Genomic DNA, 11,881 nt, shown 5'->3' on the forward strand with positions numbered 1-11,881 from the left:
CCCCCCATCAATCCATGAAGCCCTGGAGCTTCAATTCGATGGAACGCGGGTTCTCACCCTCGGCAATCGACAGGATGCCTTCGAGCAGCATTTCCCGGTAGCGGGACTGGCGCATGGCAATGGATTTGAGCTTGCTGGCAATCGGCAGCAGCAACAGGTTGGCACTGGCCACGCCATAGATGGTGGCGACGAACGCCACGGCGATGCCGCTGCCCAGTTGCGATGGGTCGGCCAGGTTGCCCATCACGTGGATCAAGCCCATCACCGCACCGATGATGCCGATGGTCGGCGCGTAGCCGCCCATGCTTTCAAAGACTTTGGCCGCATTGATATCGCGGCTTTCCTGGGTATAGAAATCCACTTCGAGGATGCTGCGGATGGCTTCCGGCTCAGCGCCATCGACCAACAGTTGCAGGCCTTTGCGTGCATAGCTGTCGGGTTCGGCATCGGCCACGCCTTCCAGGCCCAGCAGGCCTTCCTTGCGCGCGGTGAGGCTCCAGTTGACCACGCGGTCGATGCCGCCGGCCAGGTCCACCCGCGGCGGAAAAACGATCCACACCAGGATCTGCATGGCCCGCTTGAACGAGCTCAGGGGCGACTGCAACAGCGCCGCGCCGACGGTGCCGCCGATGACAATCAGTGCCGCCGGGCCATTGGCCAGGGCACCCAGGTGGCCGCCTTCCAGGTAGTTGCCGCCAATAATGGCAACAAACGCCAGAAGAATCCCCACCAGGCTCAACACATCCATCAGTGACAGGCCTCCACCAGGTACTTGCCGATGTCATCCAGGCTGTAGACCGCGTCGGCCAGGTCGGCCTTGACGATGGCCATGGGCATGCCATAGATCACGCAGCTGGCTTCGTCCTGGGCCCAGATCGAGCTGCCGCCCTGCTTGAGCAGGCGCGCGCCTTCACGGCCGTCGGCGCCCATGCCGGTGAGGACCACCGCCAGAACTTTGTCGCCATAGGACTTGGCCGCCGAACCAAAGGTGATATCCACACACGGCTTGTAGTTCAGGCGCTCGTCACCCGGCAGGATTTTCACCGTGCCACGACCATCGACCATCATCTGCTTGCCACCCGGGGCCAGCAACGCCAGGCCTGGGCGCAGGATGTCGCCGTCTTCGGCTTCCTTGACGCTGATGCGGCACAGCTTGTCCAGGCGCTCGGCAAAGGCCTTGGTGAACGCGGCGGGCATATGCTGGATCAACACGATGGGCGCCGGGAAGTTGGCCGGCAACTGGGTCAAGACCCGCTGCAAGGCCACCGGGCCGCCGGTGGAGGTGCCGATCGCCACCAGCTTGTAGGCCTTGCGCTTGGGCGCGGGCGACGTAGCACCCGGCGCCGCGGTACGGGCCGGGGCCACGGCAGGCCGGGCCACCGGAGCCGGCGCCGTACGCCCGAAAGGGCTGCTGGCCGCTGCCGGCGCGGCCACGGGGGCCGGCGCCGCCGGGGCGCGGAAGCTGCTGCGGTTGCTGCGCGAGATGCTGTGCACCTTCTCGCAGAGCATCTGCTTGACCTTTTCCGGGTTGCGCGAGATGTCTTCAAAATTCTTCGGCAAAAAGTCCACGGCGCCAGCGTCCAGCGCATCGAGGGTCACCCGGGCACCTTCGTGGGTCAGCGACGAGAACATCAAGACCGGGGTCGGGCAGCGTTGCATGATGTGGCGCACGGCCGTGATGCCATCCATCATCGGCATCTCGTAGTCCATGGTGATCACGTCTGGCTTCAATGCCAGGGCCTGATCAATCGCCTCTTTGCCGTTGGTGGCCGTACCGACCACCTGGATGTTGGAATCCGCTGAAAGAATTTCCGAGACGCGGCGGCGGAAAAAACCCGAATCGTCCACCACCAGAACCTTGACTACCATAACCACTCCGTTAGGCAGGGCGAGGGACAACCGCCCCGCCCAGCCAGAATCAAATACGCCGTGCGGCGTAACGCTTGAGCATGCTCGGCACATCGAGAATCAGCGCGATCCGACCGTCACCGGTAATGGTCGCACCCGACATGCCTGGCGTGCCCTGCAGCATCTTGCCCAAAGGCTTGATGACCACTTCTTCCTGGCCGACCAATTGATCGACGACAAAGCCGATACGCTGGGTGCCCACGGAAAGGATCACCACATGGCCTTCGCGCTGTTCTTCATGAGCGGCAGACGCCACCAGCCAACGCTTGAGGTAGAACAAAGGCAGGGCCTTGTCCCGCACGATCACCACTTCCTGGCCGTCGACCACGTTGGTGCGCGACAGGTCGAGGTGGAAGATCTCGTTGACGTTGACCAGCGGGAAGGCAAACGCCTGGTTGCCCAGCATCACCATCAGGGTCGGCATGATCGCCAGGGTCAACGGCACCTTGATGACGATCTTCGAGCCCTGGCCCTTGGTCGAGTAGATATTGATCGAGCCGTTGAGCTGGCTGATCTTGGTCTTCACCACGTCCATGCCCACGCCACGGCCGGACACATCGGAAATCTCGGTCTTGGTCGAGAAGCCCGGGGCAAAAATCAGGTTGTAGCACTCGGTGTCGGTGAGGCGGTCGGCGGCGTCCTTGTCCATGACCCCGCGCTTGACCGCGATGCCGCGCAGGATATTGGAGTCCATGCCTTTGCCGTCATCGGTGATCGACAGCAGGATATGGTCGCCTTCCTGTTCGGCCGCCAGGATCACCTTGCCCAGGCGCGGCTTGCCGCTGGCTTCGCGCTCTTCGGGGGTTTCCACGCCGTGGTCGACCGCGTTGCGCACCAAGTGGACCAGCGGGTCGGCCAGGGCCTCGACAAGGTTTTTGTCGAGGTCGGTTTCTTCACCCACCAGTTCCAGGGCGATCTCTTTTTTCAACTGCCGGGCCAAGTCACGCACCAGGCGCGGGAAGCGCCCGAAGACTTTCTTGATCGGCTGCATGCGCGTCTTCATCACCGCGGTCTGCAAGTCGGCAGTCACCACGTCGAGGTTCGACACGGCTTTTTGCATGGTTTCGTCGCCACTGTTCAGGCCCAGGCGCACCAGACGGTTACGCACCAGCACCAGCTCGCCCACCATGTTCATGATGTCGTCCAGGCGCGCGGTATCGACCCGCACGGTGGTTTCGGCTTCACTGGCCGGGGCTTTGTCGGCAGGTGCCGGGGCACGGGCCGGTGCGGCGGGAGCCCGGGCAGCAGGCGCAGGGGCCGGCGCGGCGGCCTTGGCGGCAGCGGGGGCCGGCGTGGCCACGGCGGCAGTGGCTGCTGCGGCAGGTGCCACTTCAGAGAACTTGCCCTTGCCGTGCAACTCGTCCAGCAGGGATTCAAATTCGTGGTCGCTGATCAGGCCATCCGCCGCCGGCGCGGCAGGGGCAGGCGCCGCAGCAGGGGCAGCAGACGCGGCCGCCGCCGCAACGGCCGGCAAGGCATCGGCAGCAAACGAGCCTTTGCCATGCAACTGATCCAGCAGGGCTTCAAATTCGTCGTCGGTGATGTCGGTGCTGGCCGGTGGCGCAGGTTCCACAGGCGCCGGGGCTGGCGCCACGGCGTCCGGGGCGAACTGGCCCTTGCCGTGCAACTGGTCGAGCAATGACTCGAACTCGGCGTCGGTGATGTCTTCGGTGGTCGGCACCATGGGCGGCGTAGCCGCTGCCGGCACCGCTGCCGGCGCTTCTGCCTCGGCCTTGACGGCATTGAGGGAGTCCAGCAACTGTTCAAATTCGCTGTCGGTGACGTCAGGCTCGGCAACCGGTTCGGGGGCCGCAACCACCACCGGGGCGGCGGTCAGGGCAGCCGGTTCTGCCAGGCGCGCCAGGGCGGCCAGCAGTTCCGGGGTGGCGGCAGTAATCGGTGCACGTTCGCGCACTTCATTGAACATGCCGTTGACCGCGTCCAGGGCTTCAAGGATCACGTCCATCAATTCCGAATCAACGTGCCGCTCACCCTTGCGCAGGATGTCGAACACGTTTTCGGCGATGTGGCAGCACTCCACCAGCTCATGGAGCTGGAGGAAGCCGGCGCCCCCTTTTACAGTGTGAAAACCGCGAAAAATTGCATTGAGCAGGTTCGCATCATCCGGTCGGCTTTCCAGCTCGACCAGTTGCTCGGACAACTGCTCTAGAATTTCGCCGGCCTCTACAAGGAAATCCTGAAGGATTTCTTCATCGGCGCCGAAGCTCATATTGCGTGCTCCTTAGAAGCCTAAACTGGACAGCAAATCGTCTACGTCATCTTGACCTGACATAACGTCTTCACGTTTATCGGCATGAATCTGCGGACCTTCACCCTTGGCGAGGTGTTTTTGTGGATCTTTTTCCGAGAGGATCGCTTCGCGGTCGTGTTCGATACCGGCAAAACGGTCGACCTGACCGGCCATCAGCACCAGTTTGAGCAGGTTGCTTTCCACTTCGGTGACCAGCAGGGTCACGCGCTTGATCACCTGGCCAGTGAGGTCCTGGTAATCCTGGGCCAGCAGAATGTCATTGAGGTTGCTGGAAACCGTGCGGTTTTCCTGCTCGCTGCGGGCCAAAAAGCCTTCAACCCGACGCGCCAGCTCGCGAAACTCTTCAGCACCCACTTCGCGCCGCATGAAACGGCCCCAGTCAGCGCTCAAGGCCTTGGCCTCGTTGGCCATGCCGTTCACCAGGGGCGTGGCGTTTTCCACCAGGTCCATGGTGCGATTGGCTGCCGCCTCAGTCAGCCTGACCACATAGGACAGGCGTTCGGTGGCATCGGTGATCTGCGAGATTTCCTCGGCCTGGGGCATGTGCGGGTCGATCTGGAAGTTGACAATCGCACTGTGCAACTCACGGGTGAGCTTGCCCACTTCCTGGTACAGGCCGCGATCGCGGGTCTGGTTGAGCTCATGGATCAACTGCACCGCGTCGCCGAACTGGCCTTTTTCAAGGCACTCGACCAACTGGTGAGCGTGTTTTTTCAGAGTCGACTCAAAGTCTCCCTGTGATGTTTCTTTATGCTCCATAGCTCCCCCGTGACGACATCAGCCGTGGATGCGTTCAAAGATCTTTTCGATCTTCTCTTTCAAGGCCAATGCAGTGAATGGCTTGACCACGTAACCGTTGACCCCAGCCTGGGCGGCTTCAATGATCTGTTCACGCTTGGCTTCGGCGGTCACCATCAACACCGGAAGGTTGCGCAGTTTTTCATCGGCGCGCACATGGCGCAGCAAATCGATACCGGTCATGCCAGGCATGTTCCAGTCGGTTACCAGAAAGTCGATGCTCCCGCTGTTGAGGATCGGAATCGCCGTAATGCCGTCATCCGCCTCGACCGTGTTAGTGAACCCAAGGTCACGCAACAGGTTTTTTATGATCCGCCGCATCGTTGAGAAGTCATCAACGATGAGGATTTTCATGTTCTTGTCCAATTCGACCTCCAAGCAGTCTTAAACGCGTCCAGCACCTGGGCGCGCCATATCATTCAACAGGCATTACACAAAAAGGACTGCTGGGGCACACCACGAGCCGTTTCCGCCCGGCTTGCGCCCTGACGGTTATCACCCACATTGTCCCCACACTGCCTGTCAGCGCGCTCGCCACTCTCCCAAACGCCCCCGCAAGCGGGCCGCGCATTGGCTATGAAGCTGGCTGACCCGCGATTCGCTGACCCCCAGGACCTCACCGATTTCCTTGAGGTTCAGCTCCTCATCGTAGTACAGCGCCAACACCAGCCGCTCACGCTCCGGCAAATTGGCAATCGCGTCCGCCAGGGCGCCCTGGAAGCGTTCATCTTCCAGGTCGCGGGAAGGCTCCTGGTAAGCGCTCGCGCCGTCCTCATGCAGCCCTTCATGCTCGCCGTCCTGTAGCAGGTCGTCGAAACTGAACAGGCGGCTGCCCAAGGTATCGTTCAAAATCCCGTAATAATCATCGAGACTCAATTGGAGTTCGGCCGCAACTTCGTGATCTTTAGCGTCGCGACCGGTTTTTGCTTCAATTGAGCGAATTGCGTCACTCACCATCCGGGTATTGCGGTGGACCGAACGCGGCGCCCAATCACCTTTACGCACTTCATCGAGCATCGCGCCACGGATACGGATACCCGCATACGTCTCGAAACTCGCACCCTTGCTCGCGTCGTACTTGGTCGACACTTCAAGCAGGCCGATCATGCCGGCCTGGATCAGGTCTTCGACCTGGACACTGGCGGGCAGGCGTGCCAGCAGGTGGTAGGCAATGCGCTTGACCAGGGGCGCATAGCGCTCGATCAATTCGCCCTGGCTGTCACGCGCCGATTTCTTGTAAAGGTTATAGCCGCTGGCTGTCATAGCACCGGTCCTGCACTCGTCTGATGCACCAATCGCTCGACGAAAAACTCCAGATGCCCCCGGGGATTGGCGGGCAGTGGCCAGGTATCGACCTTCTGAGCAATTGCCTTGAACGCCAACGCGCATTTCGAACGAGGGAACGCTTCATAGACTGCACGCTGCTTTTGCACAGCCTTGCGCACACACTCGTCATAGGGAACTGCACCGACGTATTGTAAGGCCACATCGAGGAAGCGATCTGTGACCTTGGTCAACTTGGCGAACAGGTTGCGCCCTTCCTGTGGGCTCTGGGCCATGTTGGCCAGCACGCGGAAGCGGTTCATGCCGTAGTCGCGGTTGAGCAGTTTGATTAGAGCATAGGCGTCGGTGATCGAGGTGGGTTCGTCGCAGACCACCAGCAACACTTCTTGCGCCGCGCGCACGAAGCTGACCACCGACTCGCCGATCCCGGCGGCGGTGTCGATCACCAGCACGTCGAGGTTGTCGCCGATATCGCTGAAGGCCTGGATCAGGCCGGCATGCTGCGCCGGGCTCAGGTGCACCATGCTCTGGGTGCCGGAGGCGGCCGGGACGATACGAATCCCCCCCGGCCCCTGCAACAGCACATCGCGCAGCTCACAGCGGCCCTCAATGACATCGGCCAGGGTATGTTTGGGCGTCAGTCCCAGCAGAACGTCAACGTTCGCCAGGCCCAGGTCGGCATCCAGCAGCATGACGCGGCGGCCAAGCTCTGCCAGAGCCAGGGACAAATTCACTGACACGTTAGTTTTCCCGACGCCACCTTTGCCGCCGGTCACCGCGATCACCTGTACGGGATGCATGCTGCCCATGTTCTTTCTTTACCTTGTCTTGCTTAGCCGCAGGCTACATAGGGTGGCCGCGGTAGCAGACCCTCGATGTAGGTACATTGCACTGTGTTGCATGTTGCCTTCAGCCGACCCGCTTGGCTGGGTTGTGATAGAGGTCGGCGAACATATCCGCCATCGCCTCTTCACTGGGTTCATCCTGCATTTGCACACTGACCGCACGGCTGACCAACTGATGACGGCGCGGCAGATGCAAGTCATCCGGGATCCGCGGCCCGTCGGTCAGGTAGGCGACCGGTAGTTCATGGCTGATAGCCAGGCTCAACACTTCGCCCAGGCTTGCCGTTTCATCCAGCTTAGTCAGGATGCAGCCGGCCAGCCCACAACGTTTGTAGCTATGGTACGCAGCCGTCAGCACCTGTTTTTGGCTGGTGGTTGCAAGTACCAGGTAATTCTTCGACCTGATCCCGCGCCCGGCCAGGCTTTCCAGTTGCATACGCAGTGCCGGGTCGCTGGCTTGCAGGCCGGCGGTATCGATCAGCACCACGCGCTTGCGCAGCAGCGGGTCGAGGGCATTGGCCAGGGACTGGCCCGGGTCGACATGGGTCACCGGCACATTGAGGATCCGGCCCAGGGTCTTGAGCTGCTCCTGGGCACCGATGCGGTAGCTGTCCATGCTCACCAGGGCAATGTTGTGGGCGCCGTACTTGAGCACATAACGGGCAGCCAGCTTGGCCAGGGTGGTGGTCTTGCCCATGCCGGCAGGGCCGACCATGGCAATCACGCCACCTTCTTCAAGGGGCTCGATTTCCGGGGTCTGGATCATCCGTGCCAGGTGGGCCAGCAGCATGCGCCAGGCCTGGCGGGGTTCTTCGATGCCGGTGGTCAGTTCCAGCAGGTCGCGCGACAACGGGCCGGACAGGCCGATGCGTTGCAGGCGACGCCAGAGGTTGGCCTGTTGCGGCTTGCTGCCCTGCAACTGGTTCCAGGCCAGCGAGCCCAACTGCACTTCCAGCAGTTCACGCAGGCCATTGAGTTCAAAACGCATCGAGTCGAACACGCGCTGGTCGACCGCAGCAGCCGGTGCTGACGCAGCAGGCCGCGGCGGCTCGACGAAGGTCGGTTCTACCAGTGGCTCGGCCGCAGTCAGCGGCAGGCCGGCAAACAATTGGCGGTTGGTGCTCGCATCGCTGTCGCCGCGCATGCTCAGCTCGGCCTGGGCCGAGACAATACGCGAGGCGGTCTTGCGCAACTCGTCTTCGAGTTCCATGTTCGGCACGCGCGGCGCCAAGGCCTGGGGTTTGTAATCCAGGGCAGCCGTCAGCTCGACACCGCCGGCAATGCGACGGTTACCGATAATCGCTGCGTCGGCGCCCAGCTCATCACGAACCAGCTTCATGGCCTGACGCATATCGGCGGCGAAAAAACGCTTTACTTGCATAACCCACTACCTCAGCCGTTGGGCCCTACTGTCGCGACGATAGTCACTTGCTTATTGTCAGGAATTTCCTGGTAAGCCAAAACGTGCAAATTCGGTACTGCCAGGCGTCCAAAGCGCGACAACATCGCGCGGACCGGGCCTGCCACCAGCAGAATCACCGGTTGGCCCTGCATTTCCTGGCGCTGTGCGGCGTCGATCAACGAACGCTGCAACTTTTCAGCCATGCTTGGCTCCAGCAGGACGCCTTCCTCCTGGCCCTGCCCGGCCTTCTGGATACTATTGAGCAATATTTGTTCCAACCTGGGTTCCAAGGTGATCACAGGCAGCTCGGAGTCAAGCCCTACAATGCTTTGGACGATGGCACGCGACAAACCGACGCGCACCGCCGCCACCAGCGCGGCAGTATCTTGACTCTTGGCGGCATTGTTGGCGATAGCCTCGGCAATGCTGCGAATGTCCCGTACCGGCACCTGTTCGGCCAGCAGCGCCTGCAGCACCTTGAGCAGCTGCGACAGCGACAACACCCCCGGCACCAGCTCTTCAGCCAGTTTAGGCGAGGCTTTGGCCAGCAATTGCATAAGTTGCTGGACTTCTTCGTGGCCAATCAGCTCGTGGGAATGCTTGTACAGAATCTGGTTGAGGTGCGTGGCAACCACGGTGCTGGCGTCAACCACGGTGTAGCCCAGGGACTGCGCCTGGCTGCGCTGGCTGACTTCGATCCACACCGCGTCCAGGCCAAAAGCCGGATCTTTGGCGGTTATGCCGCTGAGGGTGCCGAATACCTGGCCGGGGTTGATCGCCAGTTCGCGGTCGGGGTAGATCTCGGCTTCGGCCAGGGTCACGCCCATCAACGTCAGGCGGTAGGCGCTGGGGGCCAGGTCGAGGTTGTCGCGGATGTGGACGGTGGGCATCAAAAACCCCAGGTCCTGGGACAGTTTCTTGCGCACGCCCTTGATCCGCGCCAGCAACTGGCCGCCCTGGTTGCGATCCACCAGGGGGATCAGGCGGTAGCCGACTTCCAGGCCGATCATGTCGATGGGGGTCACGTCATCCCAGCCCAACTCCTTGGTTTCCTGGGCGCGGGCCGGCGACGGCAGCAAGTCCTGCTGGCGTTCTACCTCTTTCAAGGCCTGGACCTTGACCGCATTCTGCTTCTTCCAGAACAGGTACGCACCGCCGGCGGCCAGGGCGGCCATGGTCAGGAACGAGAAATGCGGCATGCCCGGCACAATGCCCATGATCGCCATGATGCCGGCGGCCACGGCCAGGGCCTTGGGCGAGGAAAACATCTGGCGGTTGATCTGCTTGCCCATGTCTTCGGAGCCGGACGCACGGGTCACCATGATCGCCGCCGCTGTCGATAACAACAGTGATGGCAATTGCGCCACCAAACCGTCACCGATGGTCAGCAAGGCGTACACCTTGCCGGCATCGCCAAAGGTCATGCCGTGCTGGAAAATACCCACCGCCATGCCGCCGATCAGGTTGATAAACAGGATCAACAGGCCGGCGATGGCGTCGCCGCGCACAAATTTGCTGGCACCGTCCATCGAGCCGTAGAACTCGGCCTCCTGGGCCACTTCAGAGCGGCGGGCCTTGGCCTGGTTCTGATCGATCAGGCCGGCGTTGAGGTCGGCGTCGATCGCCATTTGCTTGCCGGGCATGGCGTCGAGGGTAAAGCGTGCGCTCACCTCGGAAATCCGCCCGGCGCCCTTGGTCACCACCACGAAGTTGATGATCATCAGGATCGCAAACACCACGATACCGACCACGTAGTTGCCGCCGATCACCACCTCGCCGAAGGCCTGGATCACCTTGCCGGCGGCGGCGTGACCGTCCTGGCCGTGCAGCATCACCACCCGCGTGGAGGCCACGTTCAGGGCCAGGCGCAGCAGCGTGGCAACCAGCAAAATGGTAGGGAAGACCGCAAAATCCAAAGGCCGCAGCGCGTACACGCAAACCAGCAGCACGACGATGGACAGGGCAATGTTGAAGGTGAAGAACACGTCCAGCAGGAACGGCGGCATCGGCAACATCATCATTGCCAGCATGACCAACAGCAACAACGGCACACCCAGGTTACCTCGCGAGAGGTCCGTCAGGGTGCCACGGGCTGTGTTGAACATATTAGAGCGATCCACCGGTATTCCTCGTCACCTTGAAGCAAACTTTTGACGCCAAGAGGCGTCCTGAAGGCGGTATTGCAAGAAGCCTTCCAACTTTTGCTTCAGGGACGAGATCGTTCCCACGCGCTGCGTGGGAATGCCGCTAGGGGACGCTCCGCGTCCAGACTGTACAAGGGTGACGCGGAGCGTCACGGGATGCATTCCCACGCGGGAGCGTGGGAACGATTAGACGTCGAGATCGAGATCGTTCCCACGCTCTGCGTGGGAATGCCGCCAGGGGACGCTCCGCGTCCAGACCGTGCAGGGTGACGCGGAGCGTCACGGGATGCATTCCCACGCGGGAGCGTGGGAACGATCATCAGAGTAGCTGCACGTTTCCCGCCTGCTTGCCTTTTGCGCCGTCGATAACGTCATAGCTCACCCTTTGCCCCTCTTGCAGAGACCGGAATCCCCCGACTTGAATGGCTGAGTGATGAACGAACAGATCCTCTCCCCCATCGTCTTGTGTAATAAACCCATAGCCCTTTGATTCGTTAAACCACTTCACCGTACCCGTGGCCATTGCCCCTCTCCCGAAACTGCGCCTGTTTGCGGCCTATCAAACCGCGATGCACAGGTGCCGGATACTGTCAAAGTTGACAGGTCGGCAGAGAGTTGGACGAACGGTATGCGCCAGTACAGGCACCAACAGACTCAGGAATCGCGGCGCAAATCCGGCGGAATCGGCAAGTCCTTGAGCGGATCCGGGCGCTTGCCCTTGCCGGCACGGTATTGGCGGATCTGGAATCCGGCGGAATCGGCAAGTCCTTGAGCGGATCCGGGCGCTTGCCCTTGCCGGCACGGTATTGGCGGATCTGGTAGACATAGGCCAACACCTGCGCCACCGCCAGATACAGGCCGGCCGGGATCTCGTGATCGAGGTCCGTGGAGTAGAAGATCGAACGCGCCAGCGCCGGCGACTCCAGCAGCAGGATATCGTTGGCCTGGGCGATTTCGCGGATTTTCAAGGCGGTAAAGTCACTGCCCTTGGCCAGCAACAGCGGCGCACCGCCCTTCTCCGCGTCGTACTTGAGCGCCACGGCGTAGTGGGTCGGGTTGGTGATGACCACATCGGCGTCGGGCACCGAAGCCATCATCTTGCGCTGGGACATCTCCCGCTGCAGCTGGCGGATGCGCTGCTTCACTTCCGGCTTGCCTTCCTGGTCCTTATGCTCGTCGCGCACTTCCTGCTTGGTCATCAGCAGTTTCTTGTGGCTTTCCCACAGCT

10 protein-coding genes and 2 pseudogenes are annotated in these 11,881 nt (G+C 61.6%); all 12 read right to left on the reverse strand.

Annotated elements, in window-relative coordinates:
- Nucleotides 1-7: 7 nt before the first annotated feature.
- A complete protein-coding gene (locus tag AO268_RS22720) occupies nucleotides 8-748 on the reverse strand; it encodes a flagellar motor protein (RefSeq protein ID WP_099169932.1) in 741 nt (246 codons plus the stop codon).
- Complete coding sequence (locus AO268_RS22725; protein WP_099169933.1) at nucleotides 748-1,869, reverse strand: protein-glutamate methylesterase/protein-glutamine glutaminase; 1,122 nt, start codon at nucleotides 1,867-1,869, stop codon at nucleotides 748-750. The genes AO268_RS22720 and AO268_RS22725 overlap by 1 nt, the downstream gene beginning before the upstream one ends.
- A 49-nt stretch (nucleotides 1,870-1,918) precedes the next feature.
- The gene (locus tag AO268_RS22730) at nucleotides 1,919-4,138 is read right to left on the reverse strand and encodes a chemotaxis protein CheA (RefSeq protein WP_099169934.1); all 2,220 of its coding nucleotides are present in this window, start codon (nucleotides 4,136-4,138) and stop codon (nucleotides 1,919-1,921) included.
- 12 nt (nucleotides 4,139-4,150) lie between these two features.
- Nucleotides 4,151-4,939, reverse strand: a complete 789-nt coding sequence (locus tag AO268_RS22735; RefSeq protein ID WP_099169935.1) for a protein phosphatase CheZ — start codon at nucleotides 4,937-4,939, stop codon at nucleotides 4,151-4,153.
- A gap of 18 nt (nucleotides 4,940-4,957) precedes the next feature.
- Nucleotides 4,958-5,332 (reverse strand): chemotaxis response regulator CheY, encoded by a 375-nt coding sequence (locus AO268_RS22740; RefSeq protein ID WP_162473193.1) that lies wholly within the window; start codon nucleotides 5,330-5,332, stop codon nucleotides 4,958-4,960.
- A gap of 168 nt (nucleotides 5,333-5,500) precedes the next feature.
- A complete protein-coding gene (gene fliA / locus AO268_RS22745; RefSeq protein ID WP_099169936.1) occupies nucleotides 5,501-6,241 on the reverse strand; it encodes an RNA polymerase sigma factor FliA in 741 nt (246 codons plus the stop codon).
- Nucleotides 6,238-7,071, reverse strand: coding sequence for a flagellar synthesis regulator FleN (gene fleN / locus AO268_RS22750; protein WP_003192912.1), 834 nt, complete (start codon nucleotides 7,069-7,071; stop codon nucleotides 6,238-6,240). The genes fliA and fleN overlap by 4 nt, the downstream gene beginning before the upstream one ends.
- A gap of 100 nt (nucleotides 7,072-7,171) precedes the next feature.
- Complete coding sequence (gene flhF / locus AO268_RS22755; RefSeq protein ID WP_099169937.1) at nucleotides 7,172-8,488, reverse strand: flagellar biosynthesis protein FlhF; 1,317 nt, start codon at nucleotides 8,486-8,488, stop codon at nucleotides 7,172-7,174.
- 11 nt (nucleotides 8,489-8,499) lie between these two features.
- Nucleotides 8,500-10,614: a flagellar biosynthesis protein FlhA gene (flhA, locus tag AO268_RS22760; protein WP_176561406.1), complete on the reverse strand. Its 2,115-nt coding sequence runs from the start codon at nucleotides 10,612-10,614 to the stop codon at nucleotides 8,500-8,502.
- A gap of 358 nt (nucleotides 10,615-10,972) precedes the next feature.
- Nucleotides 10,973-11,176: a cold-shock protein gene (locus AO268_RS22765; RefSeq protein ID WP_099169939.1), complete on the reverse strand. Its 204-nt coding sequence runs from the start codon at nucleotides 11,174-11,176 to the stop codon at nucleotides 10,973-10,975.
- Between the two features lie 131 nt (nucleotides 11,177-11,307).
- Nucleotides 11,308-11,400: pseudogene (locus tag AO268_RS34025) on the reverse strand (hypothetical protein); the annotation flags it as partial.
- A pseudogene (locus AO268_RS22770) lies at nucleotides 11,394-11,881 on the reverse strand (EscU/YscU/HrcU family type III secretion system export apparatus switch protein); the annotation flags it as partial. The pseudogenes AO268_RS22770 and AO268_RS34025, both read right to left, overlap by 7 nt.

Source organism: Pseudomonas sp. ICMP 8385 (assembly GCF_002699915.1).
Lineage (GTDB): Bacteria > Pseudomonadota > Gammaproteobacteria > Pseudomonadales > Pseudomonadaceae > Aquipseudomonas > Aquipseudomonas gessardii.